Origin of the sequence: Limosilactobacillus urinaemulieris (genome assembly GCF_014838745.1) — a bacterium.
Taxonomy (GTDB): Bacteria; Bacillota; Bacilli; order Lactobacillales; family Lactobacillaceae; genus Limosilactobacillus; species Limosilactobacillus urinaemulieris.
Window position 1 is genome coordinate 19,722 of record NZ_JABUXR010000015.1, and the last position, 20,527, is coordinate 40,248.

General features: G+C 41.7%; 15 protein-coding genes, 1 tRNA gene and 2 pseudogenes. 1 reads left to right on the forward strand and 17 read right to left on the reverse strand.

The genetic code is table 11. From position 1 onward, the window contains the following. Window positions 1-12 precede the first annotated feature (12 nt). From HUK45_RS07480 to HUK45_RS07505, 6 genes and pseudogenes are all read right to left on the reverse strand, one after another. Window positions 13-1,162, reverse strand: a pseudogene (locus HUK45_RS07480) (trans-sulfuration enzyme family protein). Window positions 1,163-1,522: 360 nt separating this feature from the next. Further along, window positions 1,523-1,595: transfer RNA gene (locus HUK45_RS07485), tRNA-Thr, on the reverse strand. 41 nt (window positions 1,596-1,636) lie between these two features. Continuing rightward, a complete protein-coding gene (locus HUK45_RS07490) occupies window positions 1,637-3,028 on the reverse strand; it encodes an MFS transporter (RefSeq protein ID WP_413230825.1) in 1,392 nt (463 codons plus the stop codon). Then, window positions 3,006-3,437 carry a MarR family winged helix-turn-helix transcriptional regulator gene (locus HUK45_RS07495; protein WP_191911812.1) on the reverse strand — a complete coding sequence of 144 codons (432 nt, stop codon included), beginning with the start codon at window positions 3,435-3,437 and terminating at the stop codon, window positions 3,006-3,008. The genes HUK45_RS07490 and HUK45_RS07495 overlap by 23 nt, the downstream gene beginning before the upstream one ends. A gap of 85 nt (window positions 3,438-3,522) precedes the next feature. Beyond that, window positions 3,523-4,860 carry an aspartate aminotransferase family protein gene (locus HUK45_RS07500; protein ID WP_413230827.1) on the reverse strand — a complete coding sequence of 446 codons (1,338 nt, stop codon included), beginning with the start codon at window positions 4,858-4,860 and terminating at the stop codon, window positions 3,523-3,525. A gap of 387 nt (window positions 4,861-5,247) precedes the next feature. Next, window positions 5,248-6,675, reverse strand: a complete 1,428-nt coding sequence (locus HUK45_RS07505) for an APC family permease (protein ID WP_191911814.1) — start codon at window positions 6,673-6,675, stop codon at window positions 5,248-5,250. Between the two features lie 747 nt (window positions 6,676-7,422). On the opposite strand from HUK45_RS07505, the gene nth reads away from it, so the two are divergent. Continuing rightward, a complete protein-coding gene (gene nth, locus HUK45_RS07510; RefSeq protein WP_191911815.1) occupies window positions 7,423-8,064 on the forward strand; it encodes an endonuclease III in 642 nt (213 codons plus the stop codon). An 89-nt stretch (window positions 8,065-8,153) separates the two neighbouring features. Here the strand turns inward: nth and HUK45_RS07515 are convergent, their stop codons facing one another. The 11 genes and pseudogenes from HUK45_RS07515 to HUK45_RS07565 all read right to left on the reverse strand — a co-directional run bounded on the left by HUK45_RS07515 (window position 8,154) and on the right by HUK45_RS07565 (window position 20,287). Next, complete coding sequence (locus HUK45_RS07515) at window positions 8,154-9,479, reverse strand: MFS transporter (protein WP_191911816.1); 1,326 nt, start codon at window positions 9,477-9,479, stop codon at window positions 8,154-8,156. Window positions 9,480-9,629: 150 nt separating this feature from the next. Next, entirely contained in the window at window positions 9,630-10,607 is a 978-nt protein-coding gene (locus tag HUK45_RS07520; RefSeq protein ID WP_191911817.1) for a zinc ribbon domain-containing protein, read from the reverse strand. Window positions 10,608-10,629: 22 nt separating this feature from the next. Continuing rightward, complete coding sequence (locus HUK45_RS07525) at window positions 10,630-11,496, reverse strand: PPK2 family polyphosphate kinase (RefSeq protein ID WP_191911818.1); 867 nt, start codon at window positions 11,494-11,496, stop codon at window positions 10,630-10,632. 53 nt (window positions 11,497-11,549) lie between these two features. Next, window positions 11,550-12,737, reverse strand: a pseudogene (locus HUK45_RS07530) (MFS transporter). A gap of 147 nt (window positions 12,738-12,884) precedes the next feature. Then, a complete protein-coding gene (locus HUK45_RS07535) occupies window positions 12,885-13,151 on the reverse strand; it encodes a SemiSWEET family transporter (RefSeq protein ID WP_102168244.1) in 267 nt (88 codons plus the stop codon). 151 nt (window positions 13,152-13,302) lie between these two features. Further along, window positions 13,303-14,322 (reverse strand): zinc-dependent alcohol dehydrogenase family protein, encoded by a 1,020-nt coding sequence (locus HUK45_RS07540; protein WP_191911819.1) that lies wholly within the window; start codon window positions 14,320-14,322, stop codon window positions 13,303-13,305. 71 nt (window positions 14,323-14,393) lie between these two features. Continuing rightward, window positions 14,394-14,804 carry a VOC family protein gene (locus HUK45_RS07545; protein ID WP_191911820.1) on the reverse strand — a complete coding sequence of 137 codons (411 nt, stop codon included), beginning with the start codon at window positions 14,802-14,804 and terminating at the stop codon, window positions 14,394-14,396. Window positions 14,805-15,132: 328 nt separating this feature from the next. Continuing rightward, window positions 15,133-16,011 (reverse strand): fructokinase ScrK, encoded by an 879-nt coding sequence (gene scrK, locus HUK45_RS07550; RefSeq protein WP_102168241.1) that lies wholly within the window; start codon window positions 16,009-16,011, stop codon window positions 15,133-15,135. Between the two features lie 12 nt (window positions 16,012-16,023). Beyond that, the gene (locus tag HUK45_RS07555; protein WP_191911821.1) at window positions 16,024-17,382 is read right to left on the reverse strand and encodes a glucose-6-phosphate isomerase; all 1,359 of its coding nucleotides are present in this window, start codon (window positions 17,380-17,382) and stop codon (window positions 16,024-16,026) included. A gap of 221 nt (window positions 17,383-17,603) precedes the next feature. Next, on the reverse strand, window positions 17,604-18,881 hold the full coding sequence (locus tag HUK45_RS07560) for an MFS transporter (RefSeq protein ID WP_191911822.1): 1,278 nt from the start codon (window positions 18,879-18,881) through the stop codon (window positions 17,604-17,606). Between the two features lie 416 nt (window positions 18,882-19,297). Next, on the reverse strand, window positions 19,298-20,287 hold the full coding sequence (locus HUK45_RS07565; protein ID WP_191911823.1) for a LacI family DNA-binding transcriptional regulator: 990 nt from the start codon (window positions 20,285-20,287) through the stop codon (window positions 19,298-19,300). Window positions 20,288-20,527 lie beyond the last annotated feature (240 nt).

A 20,527-nucleotide genomic window follows, 5' to 3' on the forward strand; every position in this document is an offset into this window, starting at 1 on the left:
ATTGTTAGTCCTCTACTTTCTTGACTTTGCGATTGCTTGCTGGATATCAGCGATTTGATCATGAACGTCTTCAATTCCAACTGACAGCCGAATTAATCCAGGCTTGATTCCAGCGGCTAACTGCTCCTCTGCGCTTAATTCTGCATGGCTCATTTTGCTTGGTAATTCAACCAGGCTTTCCACGGCTCCTAAACTAACAGCCAGTTTGAATAAGTGAAGATTATTGACAAACTTAACCGGATCTACCTTTTCTGTTAATTCAAACGAGAACACACCACCCGCTCCCTTAGCTTCTTGGTGAAGCTCCTGGTATCCTGATTGCCCCTCGATACCAGGATAATAGATCTTTTCAACCGCGCTTAATCCTCGCAAATAGTTGATCAGTTCCTTAACATTGGCAATTTGTCGATCCAACCGTAAACTTAGGGTTTTAATCCCCCTTACTAATTCATTACTATCCTCAGGTGACAAAATACTACCAAGAGCGTTTTGAATAAAGTAAACCCGCTCGGCTAATTCACGATTCTTAACAATCACTGCACCAGCCGAAACATCAGAATGTCCCGATAGATACTTTGTTGCACTATGGATCACAATGTCAGCTCCCAGAGTTAACGGCCGTAGTAAGTATGGACTTAAGAATGTGTTATCAACGATCGTTAATAAATGGTGTTGTCGAGCTAACTCTGCAACTTTTCGCACTGCTGTCACTTGTAATAGCGGGTTGGTCACCGGTTCAAAATAAATTGCTTTGGTATTAGGTTGAACTGCCTGCTTAACCTCTGCTAAGTTCCGTGTATCAACTGCCGTTATCTCTAATCCCCAACGATTAAAGAACTGGTAAAGCAGACGAAAAGTTCCGCCATAAATTTGCTTACCAACAATTATGTGGTCGCCCCGTTCAAATATAGCTAATGCGGCATGAATTGCGGCCATTCCTGACGAAAACGCGAAGCCAGCGGTTCCCTCTTCAAGCGCCGCTAATTGTTCTTCCAAAGCACGCCGGGTCGGATTGCCGGAACGTGAATAATCATCCTTTACCGGTGCACCAATTTTGGGATATTCAAAAGTAGTCGCTTTATAAATAGGAGTGGTAACCGCTCCAGTATTATTTATCATGTTGTACTGGTGTATGAACCAGTTTAGTATCAAATCCCGTCATTGCTCTCTTCCTTTCGTTATAACCAAAAAACGCCCCTAAGTAGTATTTAAACTACCTAGGGACGTCAACAACGTGGTACCACCCAAATTCACTGAATTAATCAGCCTCAACAGCACTCAATTAGAATGCCAGGGATGGTAACGGATCCTTCCGGAAAGCTAGCCATCACTGACCGACTTCCAATTACTCCGAGCTCATCTTCAGAATAATTACTCTCCCGCCTTTTCACCATCAGCGGTCACTTGCTGAGAGTGCCTATTCCTACTCTTCTCATCAACGTATTATTATAAAATCATTAGAAAAATTAAATTATGGTTAGTATAAAGGGCAAGTGTTAGGTTGTCAAGAGGTAAATTATTAAGCCGTCTGGCGGAGTTGAACCGCCGCGTCACCCTTACCATGGATGTGCTCTACCTATCTGAGCTAAGACGGCGATTAAAGTATAACCGAAATTGTTGATAACTTGCAAGCAGGCTAATCTTTAACACTGCGATAGTAACTCAGCCAAACAATAATACTGAAAATTGTCAGAACAATGAATGCGTGTTGAGTCCCAATTGCGGTTGATAATGTCCGATTAACTTTGAGCTGTGCTTGACTACTTGCAACGATCATCGCGGCAATTGATGTTCCCATTGCACCAGCGAATTGTTGGAGGGTATTTAAGATTGCGTTTCCTTGTGCCGCTTCTGAGGGGCCAATACTTCTAAGTGCGCTTGTCATCACGCTCCCCATACACATCCCCATTCCTGCCATATAAAAGCAGTAAACTACTGCAATTATAACGTTACTCATCCGTTTGCTAATTACTGAAAAGACGAGAAGGGAAAGGAAACAAAGCGTCATTCCAAATAAAATTGGGCGACGAGCACCAAACCGATCAAGTATTTTTCCACCAAGCGGCGCGAAGACTGCTCCAGCAACCCCTGCCGGTAAAACAACCAAGCCGGCAATTGTTGAAGTATCACCGTTAACTAACTGAATATAATTTGGTAAAAGGAAGGCAAAGCCAAGCGACATAATCTGAGTAAGAAAGAAGCCAAGAACATGACCAGTAAACCGGTGATTCTTAAATAGGCGCAGATCTAACGTTGGTGTTGCGATTGTAAGCGAGCGCCACGTTAGACCAACCATTCCAATAATTCCAAGGCAGAAAGCCCCCAGAACATTAATACTCATAAATGGGATACTTCCTCCATTACTAAAGCCGTCAACCAATCCGCTAAACATAAACACGATCATCAGAAGGCTAAAGGAATCGACCCGTTGTTTTCTAATCACAGACTTCTGCTGAATTCCCCACCGGCCTAGAACAAACGAAACAACCATCATTGGGAGGAGAATGTAAAAGATCCACCGCCAATTCAGCTTGCTAGCAACGATTCCACCAAATGTCGGCCCTACTGCTGGGGCAATTCCAGTGATTAAATTACCAATTCCCATCATAAAGCCAACCTTACTTTGGGGAACCTGTTCCATGATGATGTTAAACATCAGCGGCAGGGCAATTCCAGTTCCGACACCTTGAATTGCTCGACCTAATAACAACAGGGTAAAGCTTGATGCAAGGGCATCCACTAATAAACCGCTAAAGAAAAATAAGTTTGCTACGGTAAAAAGAGTTCGTGTTTTATACGAGCTTTTTAGAACTGCCGAAAGCGGAACAATAACCGCAACAACCAACAGGTAAATTGAGGTTATCCACTGCACCATGTTCGTCGTTAGGTTAAACTCACTCATCAGAATCGGAAAAGTAACGTTCATCGCGGTCTCAACGATCACCCCACAAAATGACATTAACCCTGTTGCAACAACGGCAGCAACAACCCGAGGCGGAATTTGGTCATTTTGAGTCATTTTCTTCATCCTCCCCAATCATGAATTTCAGAATTCCCTTGAATTGACGAAGTTCTTCAGCAGTAAAGTTGGCTCTTAATCGTTCCTCAGATGCTAAAATATACTCCCTAACTTTAGGTGCTAATTCTCCTCCTCTTACCGTCAACGTAATCACCTTTTGCCGTCGGTCAGTTACTGACTGGCGTTGTTCAATCAAACCTTTTTTCACTAATCGCTGAATAATTACTGTTGTCGTTGACCGTTTAATATTAAATTCCTGTTCGATCATCTGTTGGTTACACTCCTGGCTTCCACAATTAGCCATAAAATCGATTACAGACATCTGTGTTCCGGTCAGGTCATACTGCTGAGCAAACCGGTTAAATTCTTGATTCAGGCTATTCGTTGCCATTTTTAACAATCGACCAATTAATTCCATCAAAAAACCTCCCGTAACAATTCGTTAGCTAGCTAACAAAATATTATAGGAGGTTTTTTCGATTATTAAAGTAACAATTTAAAAACTACCAGCCTAATTCTTCAGCATTATCTGGAAGACTTAACTTTCCAGCAGCCTCTTCCGCAAATGCCTGATCAAGCATTGCAAAGGCTTGATCTAGTTCTTCTTCGGTAATTACTAGCGGTGGCTGGAAGCGTAGGATATTTCCCCGAAGACTGATGATAATTGCACCAAGTTCAAATACCCGGTACATAATCCGCGTGGTTGCAGCGGTGTCACCTTTACCAGTTTGCGGGTTAACAATATTAATCCCACCATCTAGGCCGTACATTCGAACATCACCGATAAAGTTATATTTCTTTTGTTCATCTTCAAAGAACCGCTTAGCCTTTTCGCCTAGTTTAGTTGAACGTTCAAGAAGATGTTCATCCTGAATTACATCTAAAGTAGCATTAGCGGCTGCAGTTGTTACTGGATTACCAGCAGTTGTATAAACATTAGCAGGTGCGCCAAGAGATTCCATAATCTCCTTTCGCCCAACAACAGCACTTAATGGCATTCCTGAAGCTAACGATTTACCAACCGACATCAGATCAGGTTCAATTCCAAAATGTTGGATTGACCACCATTTCCCGGTACGTCCCATTCCTTGATTAACTTCATCAACAGCAAAGAGAATCCCGTTTTTCTTGGCAAATTGATAGATCTTTTTCATAAATTCTGGTGGTGTCTTTACGATTCCACCATCCCCTTGAATAGGTTCGATTAAAATGGCAGCCACTTCATCAACTGGTAGGTAGGTTTCAAATGGCAACTTAAACATCTTGAAATAACGATCAACAAACTGCTCCTCTGATTCATCAGGAAGCTTATCCCATGGATCAGGAAATGGTACTTTTACGACACCAGGCAGCAATGGCCCCATCTTTCGTGCCATATTTAGGGAAACGCTAGACAACGTCATCGAACCATATGTAGATCCGTGATATGCCCCAGTAAAGGAAACAATGTACTGCCGACCAGTATAAGCACGGGCAAACTTAATAATTGCATCGTTTGCATCTGATCCGGAATTTCCCCAAACTACCTCAGTTGGTCCTGTCATCGGCGCTAATTCTGCTAAGCGAGGTGCTAAGCGGGCTGCTTGACTATTTGCAAAATAAGCCGGTGTATACTGAATAATTTTGGCTGCTTGATCTTGAATTGCCTTAACAATTTTTGGGTGACAATGCCCGGTATTTGTAGAGCTAGCACTTGCTAAAAGATCAATGTACTGGTTACCATCAACATCAGTCAAAATAGCTCCCCGCCCACTGTTAATTACGATATCGTAATACTTAACTCGTGCTGCGGTGGCAAATGCTTCATTTCCTTTTGCTAAAATTTTACGGTTATTTTCCATTGAACCCATTAGCAATCCCTCCCTACTTATGTCTTTTCGTTGTTAGTAATGATTAATATGTGGAAACACGTTTAACTTTTCTTGGATAAAGGTTCTAAGCAGCCTTGCTAAAACGTGCTTGCCGTGATGCCCTAGGCAGCATTGTCAAGAACTGCTCACCAGGGACTTGCTAGAGTTAGCGACCTCCTTCCTAGGCGCAAAACGCCTTCGTCAGGAGAAATCGCTAACCTTCCGCAAGTCCTTCTGCTGGCTCGCACTCTACTAAACGTGCTCAACCTAAACTCCCTCAAGATAACGACCTCTTTCCTAGGCGCTAATCGCCTTCGTCGAGAGAAATCGTTATCATCCGGGAGCTTTTCACGGCTTCACACTCTCACGGCTCGCACTCTACTTTTTCTTATTCAAATACGAATGCTTCATTCCGTAGGCAAAGTAGATAACTAGACCGAAGACAAACCAAATGCCGGCGTATAGTTTAGCCTGGTAATCCAAGCCAAGGAAAACCATCAATGAAGCGATAAAGCCAAGTGCTGGTAAAACTGGGTAAAGCGGCACCTTAAATGCTGGGTCATTAATGTCCTTACCTTCACGACGACGCAATGGGTAAATCCCGATTGAAACGAACATAAACGCAATCAATGTTCCGGCAGAAATCAATTGTGAAAGGAATGCGAATGGGAAGAAAGCACCGATCAGAATCCCAACAATTGTTAGAGTCCATAGTGCCCGGTTTGGTCGATTACTTTCATCCAACTTACCAAGCCACTTTGGCAGCATTCCATCACGACCAAATGAGTAGATTAACCGTGAGCCGGCCATACTCATCCCAATTAGCGCGGTAAACATCCCCACAACGGCAATCGTCTGAACAACTGTTGCCACACCACCGTGACCGGCAGCCCGAAGTGCTAACCCAACTGGTTCAGCACTATTAGCGTATTTACTGTATGGAAGCATTCCAACAAGAACTAAACTAACAGCTACAAATAAGACAACAGCAATTGCAAGTGAGCCAAGGATCCCTCGTGGCATTGTCTTTTGCGGGTTAACAGCTTCCACAGAGTTAGCGGCAATTGAATCAAAGCCGATGTATGATAGGAAAATCATCGAAACACCAGCATAGATTCCTTGCCAGCCACCAAATGGTCCATTTGCAGTTTCATGGTACTTAGGAACAAATGGAACATAGTTAGCAGCATGTAAAGCAGTCAAACCAACTACAATAAATAGCAAAACGGCGAAAACTTTAAGGACAACCAAGACATTTTCAACCCGGGCAGCTCGAGAAACCCCACGAGAAATCAAAGCGGCAACCAAAGCAATAACTACCACCGAAACCAGGTCAACAATTCCGCCATCAGTCCCAAACGCATTTGACAATGATGCCGGGAGTTTCAACCCTAATGGTGCAATTAATGCCCGAAAGTTAGCTGAAAGACCAGAGCCAACAAAGGCTAGCGCAATAAAATATTCAGCAAGAAGTGCCCAACCGGCAATCCAACCAAAGAATTCACCAAAAACAACGTTAATCCACGAATACGCTGAACCGGCAAATGGCATTGCTGCAGACATTTCTGCATAAGAAAATGCAACTAATCCTGCAACCACTGCAGCAAGTAAGAATGAAATTGCAACGGCTGGTCCAATATGCATTGCTGCCACTTCACCAGGAAGAGTGAAAATAGAGGTGGAGACAATTGTACCGACCCCAAGTGCTAAGAAGTCCCGCACCTTCAATGAACGAACCAGATGGCCATCTTTATTGGCATAGACGCGTGGGTCTTCTTTTCGGGTAATTGTTTTCCAAAAACTCATAACCATTCCTCCTTATCTATTAAATTTAGATTAGAATAATAAGAAAACATTAACTTATTCTAACAACCGATTGCACATTGGTCAATTGTTAATTAAATAAATATTTTATTTTTATTCAATGGTCTGTTTATGAAAGAATTTTAATTATTAAAACAAAAAAAGACTTTTCAGAAATGGGGAATTCTGAAAAGTCTTCAATAGAGATCAATCTAGCAGGTCTCATAGGGCATGTTTAAGCATCATTAATTCAATTAGGTCGGTTGAATGTCAATCACGACTCGGGTTAATTTAGGGGGTAAGCGTTTAGATAGTGTGTACCTAAGTCGCAACATCAACCAAGCAAATTATTTGCGAAATCACAGTCATGGGGAGGCGACAATGATCTCAATTTGAGGATAAAGTATCAACCAATCAAATTAAGTTCAGTTCAAACATGATAACTGAAAAAATTATCACATACATAATGAAATCTAGTAGGACTACTAAATCGTTAAATAATTTCAGTTATAAACCAAGCAATAATATTACTTATCGCTTGTTCACCTTTAGTTATACATCATAATCGCAAAAAGGTCTAATAAAGTCCGAATCAATATTTAAATTTATTTATTATAAAAATCCCGTAATCCCGCGCCACCGTATATATATATCTTCTAGCTCATTATCAATTGATAATTAAAAGCAAATATTTTTCGGCAGTTAATTTATTTGTTTTATAATAATGATAGAATTACAGGAGGAAAAATAATGCTGACAAATAGTGAAATCGTAAACGCAATTCATCAAATGCGGGAAATGTTTCCGGACGCTGGAACAACGTTAAATGCTGATACAACCTTTCATTTTCTAATAGCGACAATCCTTAGCGCTCAGTCAACAGATAAATCAGTTAACATGATTACTCCAGCACTCTTTGCCCGTTTTCCAACTCCAGGATCACTAGCTAAGGCTGAGCCCGAAGACGTTGAGCCTTTCATTCAATTACTCGGGCTTTACCATAATAAAGCTAAATATCTCGTTAAAGCCGCTCGGGAAATTATGACCGACTTTAATGGTAAGGTTCCTCATACGATGAAAGAGCTAACTAGTTTAGCTGGTGTCGGTCGTAAAGTCGCTAACGTTGTCCTTGCAGAATGCTTCAATATCCCCGCCTTCCCCGTTGACACCCATGTTAGTCGCGTTGCACGGCGCTTAGGAATGGTTAAACCAGACGCGACTGTTCTCCAAATCGAAAAACGATTAAAAGAAGCGGTCCCTAAGGAAGAATGGCTTAACGCACATCACGCAATGATCTTCTTTGGTCGTTATCAATGTACCGCTAAAAATCCTAAATGTACTAAGTGTCCCCTTCTCCCCATCTGTAAATATGGTCGCGATAATGTCTTTTAGGATTACTATCTTGTTAGAAAATATCATTAATAATAGATAGCCCCTCAGTATCCATCGTTTGAATACTGAGGGGCTTGATCTGTCTAATACTATTTAGCTTCTGCGTGCCGCTTCTTTAATGAGAAAACGTGTAAGGCAGCAGAACATGCTAAACAAAGAATGGTTGCAATAATTAAGAGAACTAATCCCGCATTCCAGCCGTAATGATCGACTGCCACTCCGAGAAGGCTCGTTCCCAGCGTTGAACCAAGGACATAACTCATGAAACCCCGAAGCCCCACAGTTGAGCCCACAGCAAACGGTGGAACAACTTCCATCGTTTGAACGGAATCAAGGAATTGTGGAATATAAACTAGACAGCCCGCCAGTGCAGCATAAACTGTTACTGCTGTCACTGATTTACTATTCCAGTAACCAAAGATACAGAAAATAATTAAAACTAGTGCAATCATTGCAGGTGGCATCCGGTAACTCTTGAAAAGTTTATCAGAAATAATCCCTGCCAGTAGCGTTGATGGGATAGCGGCCCATTCAAAGAACGCAAATGCAATCATCATTTGACCGTGAGTAAATCCCTTGGCCTGAATTAAGAAAATTGGTAACCAGGTTAGGATTCCAAACCGAATCATATAAACGAAGGTGTCCATAAATGAAACTAACCAAGCACCAGGATTATTAAAGACGTACTTAGTAAGGATTTGCCAAGAGCTTAAAGCATGATAATCAATGTTACTTTGTTCTTGCTTCGTTTCTTCCAGCGGTGGTAAGCCTTCTTCTTCGGGTCGTCCCTTAACAAAGATCAACACAATTAAGGCTACCGCAATGGCAACTAATGCTGGGAAAACATAGATTGCAAATCGCCAGTGACTTGCACCAACAATACCTAACATGAATCCGGCAAGAGGTGAAATTAGTCCTCCACCAAGGTTATGTGAAGTATTCCAAATCGACGTTATAAAACCACGTTGCTTTTTATCAAACCACGTTGAAAGAATAATAAAGGATGGCCCAACGCCCATTCCTTGGAACAAGCCTAAGAGAATTAAAATAATAGCTAGTGACCATAGACTAAAACCAAAGAAGGCGAGGCACATACTGAGCAACGCACAAATAATCAACCCGGTTGCCATGAACCGTTTTGGATTAGCTTTGTCAGACCAGGCGCTCATGACCCCTTTTCCCAACCCATAAGCAATCAGTAAACAGCTGGATAACATCCCAATCTGTCCCTTAGAAAGGTCCAATGATGCCTTTAGTTGTGGTGTTGATAACGTAAAATTATTCCGGACAATATAAAAAGCAGCATAACCAATGAAAACCCCAAATAAGGACATCCATTTATACCGTTCAAATAACCCGCGAGCCTTATCAGGTGGTACTTGTTCCTTATGTCGCGGTTTCAAGAAACTTAACATCTTAATGACAACTCCTCCAATATAAACTCTCCCCAAATAAACAAGCGCTTACATAGGTAATTATACACTAACTAAATATAGAAAAGTAAAAACGTGGTTAAGAATCAACTAATCTTAATCACGTTTTTTACTTTTATTCAGTTTTATTCTTTACTCATGAGCAATCCCGACTTTTTTAGCCATTTGTTGAACATTCTTGGCTTGCTTATGGCTATTCAGGTATTTAACCAGATCTTGTTGTGAAACTGTCTCAACAGGATTGTAAATATTCCCTGTATGCGGTGCATCGGGTGTCCCAAATTCGTAAATATTTACACTGCCATCCTGATTAATGGTATATGCAGAGTAAACAACTTCATTGTTACTGTCTTTACTGTTAAAGGCAACGTAAACTGTTCCATTTCCCTTAGCAGATAAGTAATTGACAATATCCGGTTCAGTTGTTTCCTTAATCAAAATACCGTTATTTGAATTATTAACAACATCTTTCCACTTTGAGACATTCTTTTGTGCAGCATAGTTAGCAACTGCAGCAGCAAATTCATTTGGTTGCATATTAGCCTTTAATTGTGTCCCACTACTCTTCTTTGTTACTTGCTTCTTTACGGCAGGCTTCTTCTTAGCAACTTCAGTACTACTCTTCTTTGTTGTCTTTGAAGATGAAGATTTAGCTGTTTGTTTCTTCTCGCTCCTCTTTGATTGGGAAGATGACTTAGTGACACTCTTCTTACTCTCGGCCTTCTTAGATGAATTCTTTGCTGCTTGTTTCGATTCGGACGAAGCCTTTTTTGCAGAACTAGACTTAGCAGCACTTTCACTTGAGCTACTCGAAACAGAGCCACTATTTACTGTCGACGATTCAGAAATAGTCTTGGTCGTCTGCTGGATATTTTGGCGAGCTTCAGTTTGTTCCTGCTGATTATTAAAAATATAACTTCCACCAGCAATGATTGCTAATGTAGCAACAATCACCATTTCATTCTTATGGCGAATTTTACTCTTGGCTTGCTTTTGTTGGCGTTGATCATAGAATGAACTCATCTCACCACGGCTAAAATCATACCCACAAGAAGGACAAATCCGATCTTCTGTTGGTACGTTTTTCCCACACCAAGGACATTTCTTCATTCTTTATCCCCCCAATCACAAATTACTTTTCGTTCAATAACTCTGCTTTAGCTGCATCCAACTTTGCTGCTTCATCGGGAGATAACTCAGGATAAGCCAATGGTAATTTTTCAATTTCTTTCGTTAAAATGTCTGACACAATTAAACGTGAGTACCACTTATCATCTGCCGGAACAACATACCACGGATTCTTTTTAGTAGCAGTTGCGTTAATTGCCTTTTCATATGCTTTTTGGTACTTATCCCAGTATTGACGTTCGCGAATATCTGCCGAAGAAAACTTCCAGTGCTTCTTTGGTAGATTAATTCGCCGAAGGAACCGTTTCTTTTGCTCATCCTTTGAAATATGAAGGAAGAATTTAAAAATTACAAAGCCGTTTCGTGACAGATATTTCTCGTAATCACGGATATCTTGATACCGCCCTTTAAAGAAATGATCATTGACATCACTTAAGGAGTCAACCTCTGGTAAATTAGCGTTCAGGATAATTTCCGGATGAACACGAGAAACTAGGACATCTTCGTAGTATGACCGGTTAAAGACACCAATTTCTCCTCGAGACGGCAGTTGCTGATTAATTCGCCAAAGATAATCATGGCGTAATTCTGCGGAAGTTGGTTGCTTAAAGTTAGCCACCTTAAACCCAACTGGATTAACCCCAGAAAAAATATGAGCAATCATACTGTCTTTCCCAGCGGCATCCATCGCTTGAAAAGCAACCAAAATCCCGTACTTATGCCGTGCATACATCATCTTTTGGGCGTGGCGAAGATGACGAAGGTTTTCTTCAATTTGTTTCTTGATTTTCTCCAGTTCATCAGCACTATCTTTAACCTTTGTTGGTGCTTTTTTGATGTTGAAGTCATCGCCTGTATATTTATAGTTCATTTTTTCGGCCTCCCAATCAAGTTATCTCTATTCTAGCACTGTTCACCAGCTAATTAATCTTGGACGTTAAGCTTCCGAAGGCGAAAACCAATGATCAAGGCGATCAACAGGAAAATAATCACAAACCAATATGGGTACTGATAGTTAACGTCTAGCAATGCTCCAGTAATTAATGGACCAATGATATTTCCAATACTCGTCAATGACATGTTAATCCCATTAAGGAGTCCTTGGTTGGTCTTACTCATCTTAGTTAACAGAGTTGTAATGGCAGGACGAAGAAGATCAAAGGCCTCAAAGACAAATAACGTTGCTACAATCAACTGCTAGTGTGAATGATCATAAATCACCAGGATTGTTCCAATAATACTCAACAGAAAGCTGTATTCCATCAAACGGACTTCCCCTAGCCACTGTACAAGCCGTTCAAAGAAAAAGACTTGAAGGACCAACGAAATGATCCCGTTTAAGGTTAGAACAAGTGCAATTGCTCCTAAATCAAAGTTATGGACTTCATTAACGTACAAGCTATAAATACTCTCAAAACCAGCTAAGCCGAATGCAGCAACAAAAATCATCCCAAAAAGGACCGCTAACGTTGGCGTCATAATTTGCTTTATTTGCTGCCAACTACTACCGAGAAGTTCTCCCTCAGGATCCTTTGTCTCACTTTGGAATCGTTCATCCTCATCGCGAGGAAGAAAACGCCAAGCCACTAACGTACTAATCAGGCCAAGCACTCCAGCAACCCAAAACGGAAATTTATAACTAACATGAGCTAATAGGCCACCAAGCCCCGGTCCTAAAATCAAGCCGCCACTAAAAGCCGCAGATAACCAACCGATTACCTTAGCACGGTCACGTTCAGTTGTAATATCAGCCGCCAGTGCCATTGAAGTAGGAACAAACATTGCTGCCGAAAGACCGTCAACCGCTCGCGAGAGATCAAAGACCCACAAATGTTGCGCCAATGCAAAGACAAATTCCGCAATGGCAAAAATTAAGAGTCCCCAAACCAGCATCGGTTTTCGCCCAATCTTATCTGAAAAACGGCCAACAACCGGTGATGCAACAAATTGAACGAACGCAAATAGTGATGACATCACTCCCATGTCGAAAGCAGTAAAGTGATATTCATTCTTAATAAATGGCTCTACCGGAAATACCAAACTCATCCCTAAGCAGATTAAAAATTCGCAAAATAGGACCACCGCAATGATCCGCTTTACTTCTTTTGTCATTTTCTGTTCCTTTCCATAAAAGAAAGCGGCACCCGTTTGATGGCACCACTTCAATTGATATTTTTTCTTATATTATCAAAAAACTGACAAGAAGTACAATTTCTTGCCAGTTAAATTGAATTAATATGTGGAGTTATTTGACCTATTTTACCAAGGGAAACAAGTCAAGAATGTTGCAAAGCTAAAGAAGATCCCTGGAAAGTTAGCCCAGAACACTGGCCAGTCACGATCTTTCTTGAAGTATGCATAGATACTCCAAAGAGTACAGTTTACTCCCGCAACAAATGGTTGAAGCGGTGCAGCGTAATTACCATGTAAGTTGTTGTAAATCTGCGCAATGTAAGATACGTACATTAAGATAGCAATTATACTGGCAATTCGTCCGAGCCAGCTGATAAACTTTGATTCATTCATTCTCGTTCCCCTTTTCATAAAATAAATTTTCTATACCTAATCAATAAAAGCTCAAATTTGGAAAGATTTGCTTACCCACTTCAAACAGTGAAAAAGCCTTGGAAAAAATTTGAAGTAAGATGTAGAAAATACGCCTACCCGCCTAGATAACTTAAGCTTCTTCGCCGGCTACCTTTACGATTGCCTTAGAAATATTACCTAATTTACCACTTACGAAGTCTTCAACATGAGCAAAGTCCAAAACATTAGAAATTAATGGAAGTGGATCCACATCACCCGATTGAAGCAGAGCAATCGAATCTTCGAAAGTGTAAGGGTTGATGAAGGTTCCTTGAATTGTCAATTGCTTTTGGTAAACCTTGTAAGTATTTACCTTAAACTCTGAATCAGGGTTACCAACACCAAACATTAATACTTGACCACCACGACGAGCAGCTTCAACGGCTTGTTCTTGAGTCTTTGGTAAACCAACAGCTTCAACAACGATGTCGTATGAGTCTTCCTTAACCTCTTCTGGGTGAGTCATATTGTTAATGGTCTTAAAGCCGAAATGCTTCCGGTTATTTTCAAGCTTTTCGTCAACGGTTCCGGCAAGAGTAACTTCACGAATTCCGCGAGCCTTTAAGATTTGAGCAATCAATTGTCCTTCAAAACCGTCACCGATGATCAATGCATTTTGATATGGGTGAGTGGTCAAAAGATCAACGGCGTGCATTGCACATGAAATTGGTTCAATTACGGCCGCAGCTTCAAGTGAAACATTGTCAGGAATATGGTAAACAACTTCCTCAGGAGCGGTGAAGTATTCTTCAAAGCCGCCATCCCGCGTAACGCCAACAGCATCCAAGTGTTCACAAAGTTCTGGACGCGATGTCCGGCAGTAGTAGCACTTGTGGCAGTAAATGTTGGGATCAACGCTGACCCGATCCCCAACCTTGAAATCTTCAACTTCACTTCCAACAGCTGCAACAACACCGGAATTTTCGTGTCCCAGTACGATTGGTGGAACAGCATCCGCTGAACCAGGAAGGCCATTATATAATGCCTTATCAGTCCCGCAAATACCAGCCCAGGCAGTGTGAACTAAGACTTCATTGGGTTTAACTTCTGGCTTCTTATAGTTGTCATCAATTTCTAACTTTTTCTTACCAGTCATTACTAAAGCTTTCATCAGATATTCCTCCTACACTAACAAAGTGCTTTAGGGTCGATCTGGACTAAAGGTTAATGCCTCTAGCGGGATTAATCCTTAACAACTTCACAAAATTCAATAGTTTCATCGTTTGGACCAACAATGTTGAAGAACTTGATTCCATGCTTCCAGAAGTCAAGGTGTTGTACTTCGTCTTCCTTAACGTCGAATCCTTCTTCTTTAGCGGCCTTAAATGCATTGTCTGCATCTTCAACGTTCAATGAGATATGGTTAATTGCACCGGTCTTGTGAACAGCACCATCACTGTCCCAGATCTCTAACATTAAGTGGCCAGCCTTCATAAATACCACTTGATGTCCCTGATCATCCGTATCGAATTGACCCTGCTTCTTGAAACCTAACTTTTCCCAGAAGGCAATTGTCTTCTTCAAATCATCAGTTGGGATCCCAACGTGTGCCAAGTCGTCATAATAACCTGCTAAACTCTTGTTAAATGCCATAAGTCTCACCTCCTTTAAATGTGCTTTAATGTTCTAATTTATTAAGAGTAGAACGTTTTAGGCAATTGAGCCTAAGCTCTGCTCGCCATGGACTAGCAATTTACTGCAGCATTGCCGAAACGTGCTTCGCCCGAGTTCCCTAGAGCTAGCAACCTCTCTCCTAGGCGCAAGTCGCCTTCGTCGAGAGAAATTGCTACTTCTACTGCAACAGAGTCAAAACGTGCTCGCCGTGACCGCAACTTCCGCCTAGCTATCCCGTCCTTGATTGTAAACAATCATCGTCCGGGATTTTCTAGTGCTCAGTTACTAGTTCGTCACGGCTCGCACTCTAATTTGTTGCCGCCTTTAATGCTAGAGCAAAGTCACCGATGGTTGCGGAGCCATTGTGTTGGGCTAATGGCATGGTGATGTATTCATCAAGATCACCAACCTCAACGTAATCGTTAAGCAGCTTCTTAAATTCGCGACGAACCTTCTTTAGGAATTCTTCGCTAACAACACCGCCACCAAAGACAATTTGTCCTGGACGGAACATCAGCGTTGCATCGACAGCAGCTTGGGCAACATAGTAAGCCATGATGTCCCAAACGTGGTCAGTCAACGGAACATCTTTTCCTTTCTTACCTAGCCGGGCTTCAAAGGTTGGTCCGCTAACTAATCCTTCAAGGCAATCACCATGGAATGGGCAAATTCCCTTAAAGTCAAGATCATCAGGGTGCCGCTTCAACCGAATATGTCCCATTTCTGGGTGACCCAATTCACCAACAAACTTACCGTCAATTACGGCACCAGCACCAACACCGGTCCCAATAGTGTAGTAAACCAGTGAATTAATCCGCTTGTTAAATAACGTTGAAAGAACATATTCACCATATGCGGAACCATTAACGTCTGTCGTCCAAGCGATTGGCACATTGAAGTGCTTCTTGAATGGACCAACAAAATCAGTGTCTTGCCAACCTGGCTTTGGCGTATTAGTAATGTAACCATACTTTGGTGAGCTCTTGCGAATCTCGATTGGACCAAATGAAGCAATCGCAATCGCACTTAAATCATCCTTGTATTGGTCAAACCATTCAATACACTTTTGAATCGTTTCTTCAGGAGTCGTTGTTGGGATGTGAATTGAATCTTGAACTTGGTAGTTAATATTACCAACGGCACAAACGAACTTTGTCCCTCCTGCTTCAATACTTCCTAGTAGCATCGCAATTCCTCCTTACTTGTTTTCGTCCATTTCAGCCCGTAGCTTCTTGCCGATCTCTTCGTAGCCTGGCTTGCCTAAGAGACCAAACATGTTAACCTTGTAGGCTTCCACTCCTGGTTGGTTGAAGGGGTTAATCCCGTTGAGGTAACCGGAGATTCCCATCGCCACTTCAAAGAAGTAGATCAAGTAACCAAGCGTGTATTCATTTTCTTCTGGAATGTGAACAGTCATTACTGGAACCCCACCAGCAGTGTGGGCAGCAACAACGGCCTCGTATGCCTTGGTATTGGCGAAGTCCATCGTCTTACCTTCCAAGTAGCCTAAACCATCCAGGTTATCTGGTTCACTTGGGATTTCCATGTCATGGTTTGGCTTGTCGAGCTTCACAACGGTTTCCATCAAGAACCGGCGACCTTCTTGGATATATTGACCAAGGGAGTGAAGGTCCGTGGTGAAGTTAGCACTGGATGGGTAAATGCCCTTGTGATCTTTCCCTTCGGATTCACCAGCTAATTGCTTCCACCATTCAGCGAACATGGTCATGTTTGGTTCGTAGTTTTCGAGTAATTCGGTTTCATAGCCCTTCCGGTAAAGGATGTTCCGGTAAGCGGCATATTGATAAGCTTCGTTGTTTTCCAGTTTAGGATCCGTATAGTCCTTTTCGGCTTGGGCAGCCCCGGCCATTAACTGGTCAATGTCACCGCCAGAAACGGCAATTGGTAAGAGACCAACTGGGGAAAGAACCGAGTAACGACCGCCAATGCCATCTTGGATCACAAAGCTTTCGTAACCGTGGGCATCGGCTTCGGTCTTCAAAGCCCCCTTGGCCTTGTCGGTCGTCGCGTAGATCCGCTTGTTGGCTTCGTCCTCACCATACTTCTTGATCAAGAGGTTCTTGAAGATCCGGAAAGCAATTGATGGTTCAGTTGTCGTCCCGGACTTAGAAACGATGTTGACGGAGAAGTCCTTGTCGCCAATCAATTCGATTAAGTCATGAACATAAGTGGAGCTCAAGGAGTTCCCGGCAAAGAGTACTAATGGGTACTTCCGGTCAGCAGCCTTTTGGGCTTGGTAAAAAGTGTTGTGCAAGAAGTCAACGGCCATCCGGGCACCCAGGTAGGAACCACCGATACCAATGACAACCAAGATATCAGAGTCATTTTGAATCTTCTTGGCAGCCGCCTTAATCCGCGCAAACTCTTCCTTGTCGTAATCGGTTGGCAAGTGGAGCCAGTCACGGAAGTCTGCCCCGGCACCAGTACCGTTGCGTAATTCATCATCCGCTGCATTCACCATTGCTTGCATTTCGCCGAGTTCGTTATCGTTAACAAATTTCTTTAAGCCTGTACGATCAAATGAAATATGAGCCATGATTCCAGTCCCCTTTTTATTAATTAGCTTACTTCGTTTATTTGGAAGTGCTTAACTATTCAACGACTATTATGTTATCGCTTTCTATTTTATATGTCAATCGGTTAACAGAATTTTTTTGATTTTATTTTCAGGTTAAATTATCAGCCTAATTTAAAACAAAAAACGTGATCCAACAACTATTAAAAGTCATTCGATCACGGCACTTTTATTCAGTTTTATTACTTAGTATATACGTGAACCGTTGCTGGTTGCTTTTTCTCAACAGGATTGTCCACCCTTTTAAGTTCATACAGGTGCTTCCCCATAAAGAGTAGGCCAGCAATTATCAGCATCATCACTCCATAAATCCGAAATGGTGCTGCTAAACCTAACCCACTTAGCGGTTGGCTTAATAAGTGGTTAAACCAAGCGTCGGCTGTTGGTGAGAAGAAAGCCCCAAAGTTAAACCCAATTAGTACAAATGATGTAACCTTGGTTTGGAGCTTCATCGGTGCCATAAATGGCAGAATATTGAAGATCAACGGTGTAAGGACTTGCATTGGGAAGCCAACCAAAAGGATCCCGGCAGCGATAATTGGAAAACTACTTCCACCGAAGCCAAACAGAAAGTTAGCAATTGCCAGAAGGATCAAGCCGATGTAAATTGTCCCCACATAGCCAAAATGCTTCTGCAGAACTCCGTAACACGCACCACCAAGAGTTGCGCCAATTAGCATTAATGAAAGATAGGTCCCGGTTCCCGTAAAGGCCTTACCATTAATTGCAACGGCTAACCCCGGGAAGCGATCTTCCATCCCGATAAAGTCCATCTTAATTAATAGAACAAACGCCAGAATTGCAATTACTAATGGGCTAATCTTAGTCACTGGTTCATTAGTAATCGGCGAAATTGTTTCTGTTGCTTGTTGGTTATCACTAGTCGTCGTGTTACTGTGAGCATCATTTGGTACTCGCCATGCAAAGAATGCCATTACCGCAAAAGCCAATCCGTAAACCAAGAATGCAGCGTGCCAATCAGCATAAATCAGCAACAAACTTGAAATTATCAATGTGCAGGCATTCCCGATTTGTTCAAACGCTGACCGCCAGCCCTGCATACTTGTTCGCTCGTGTCCCTGATACCAAACAGAAATCAATGAAATTGCTTGAGAATTGTAAAGACCATACCCAGCACCAAGAAAGAGCCGTGAAAGCAAAATCACCATGTAGTTGCTAACAAATGAAGGAATTAATCCTGCAATCCCAACAATCGTGATCCCGGCTATAATAATGTGCTTATCAGAGATATTAAACCAATCCTGAAGCAACGGTGAGAGAACAACGAAGAACATTACCGCAAAGGACGGCGCCGTAACTAGGTATTCAACTTGCGGCTGACTAACATTCAGCGCTGATTTGATCTGTGGCAAGGCACTTTGAATTGTGTAGGCGCTCGTAACCATAAATGATGCGGACAAGAACGCAAGTTTAGTTGCCAGTGACTGACTATGTTTCATAGCAAAAACAACCTCCAAACTTGCTAATACAAGGTAACGAATTTTATTTTATCTAGTTTCTTTCAACACCTTTATGGTAACCGGTAAGCATAGGTTAGTAAAGCGCTTACATTTAGTGATCGATTTCACCTCTTTCCCGCTTAAAACCAGCAGTTAACAGCATCTTCGCCCCAAAATGTAGCAAGCACTTACATTAGACCGTTTACTAATTTACTAATTTTTTACTTGTTAACTGCTTATGTGCAACCGGTTAACAGGATCTTTTTAAAAAAGCCCAATTATTAATGAAAAATAACGAAAGTAATAGCAAAATAACTACTTTTCTGCTGATTTGTTCAGTAATTAACAGGTGCTTTTATAACACTATAACTGAAAAACAAGAAGCTAAAGAAATTTTCTAGCTTCTTGCTTTTCACTCATGCTGTTGTGCTATTAATCATCTTTACCGGAAGAGTAACTGACTTAACGTTTGTCTTGCCTTCAATCAATTGAAGAAGCAACTCAACTGCCTTAGTTGCCATTTCAGGAATTGGCTGCTGGATTGTAGTCAATTCTGGTGATAAGGTTCGGGTAATATTCGCTCCATCATAACCCACAACCTTAAGATCATCAGGAACATGGCGATCAAATTCTTTCCCCACCCGAATAATTAGACTTGCATTGGTATCATTATCGGCAAAAATCCCATCAACCTCAGGGTGTTCCCGGAACATTTTACGAAAAACCCGTTCCTTTTCTTTGTCAGACACGTCAAACGAAACACTGTAGGTAATTGGCTTTCGGTGGTGCTTATTCATCAGATCCTCATAAGCCTGCTGACGTAACTCATTAGGTGATACTAAATTAATCGGGTAATTGGTATGGATAATGTGTTTACAGCCATCATTCAGTAAGCGTTGAACCGCGAGGAGTCCTCCCTGATAGTTATCAGAAGAAACAACTGGGATCTGTTTCCCAACAAATCGTTCAATTGAGACAATTGGCCTGGTCGTCTTCTGGTATTCAGAAATTCCCTGATTATGGGACCCCACAATTAAACCATCAACCTGGTGATTCAATAATAGTTTTAAATAATCCTGTTCCTTAGCGGGATTATCCTGACTATTCCCCATCAGAACTCGATAGCCTAATTGGTCAAACCGTTTTTCCAATTCTGCTTCAAGCTCAGCAAAAAATGGGTTGTCTACTGTCGGAAAAACCAAGGCAACCAGGTTAGTCTTTTGTTTAAATAGCTGTCGAGCAATTACATTGGGTCGATAGTTTAGCTTATCCATTGCATCGTGGACCTTTTTAATTGTCTTATCGCTTAAGTATCCCCGATTATTTAAGACCCGCGAAACGGTTGTTTTTGAGACACCTGCCAATTCCGCCACGTCATCTAACTTGATTGTCTTTTTTTCTACCATAATTACTCCTCTTACTTGTCATTAGCTATTATAGCATAAGAGAAAACGGGAAATAGATCTTCTCAAGGGCTAAACAGGCTTCGTTACTAACGAATAAAAAAACACCAAGCCTTCAGTTTTCGGGGTATACACTTTCTGGTATTGATAAAAAATCAATGCCAGTTTTTTTGTACACAAAAAGGACAACTGCTGTCCTCGTGTTGTACAATCAATTCACCACAAAAATCATGTAAAGAAGGT